General features: G+C 81.5%; 1 protein-coding gene and 1 pseudogene. Both read right to left on the bottom strand.

What is annotated here, in order from left to right:
- Positions 1-253 (bottom strand): hypothetical protein (locus TR50_RS48935; protein WP_236654479.1); only part of this gene is annotated, 253 nt, incomplete at its 3' end.
- Between the two features lie 14 nt (positions 254-267).
- A pseudogene (locus TR50_RS45590) lies at positions 268-590 on the bottom strand (hypothetical protein); the annotation flags it as partial.

The raw sequence follows: 590 nt of genomic DNA, 5'->3' as shown, positions 1-590 counted from the left end.
CCCCGACGCGCCCGCCGCGACATCGGTCGGCGCGCCCGTCGTGCCGTCCGTCCTCCCGCCCCTCGTGCGGCCGTTGGCCCCGGCGCGGGCGGTGGCGCGGCATGCGGGTCCGACCGGGCCCGTCGCCGTGCAGCGTGCCGCGACGCCGACGGCGGTGCCGCTGCGCGTCGCGCCAGGGGGAGCGGGGCGCGGCGACGCCGCGCCGCCCGACGCCCGTCCGGCCGCCTCCCCGCAGCGCCTTCACGGAGCTCATGCAGCTCATGCAGCTCAGGGAGCGGGAGCGGCGTCGGCGGTGACGGCCGCGACGCCGGTGCAGCGCGCCACCACGTCCGCTCCCGCGCCCGTCCCAGCCGTGGCCAACGCGCCTGTGCCCGCCCGCCCGAGGCTCGTGCCGCTGAGCGGGGCACCCGCGCCCACGCCCAGGCCGATGCCCGTGTCGCCCGCTCCCGCGCCTGTGCGTCCGCTGCCCGTGCAGCGGACCCCGGGGACGGCTCCGGCTCGGGCCACCCGGCAGGGGCTGCCGCCCTCGCTGATCTCCCCGCCCCGCCGCGCCGAGCCTCGGGTCAGCACCGTCACGGCCACCGCTGCCA

Origin of the sequence: Streptacidiphilus anmyonensis (assembly GCF_000787855.1) — a bacterium.
Lineage (GTDB): Bacteria > Actinomycetota > Actinomycetes > Streptomycetales > Streptomycetaceae > Streptacidiphilus > Streptacidiphilus anmyonensis.
This window is presented reverse-complemented; position numbering and strand designations above follow the sequence as displayed.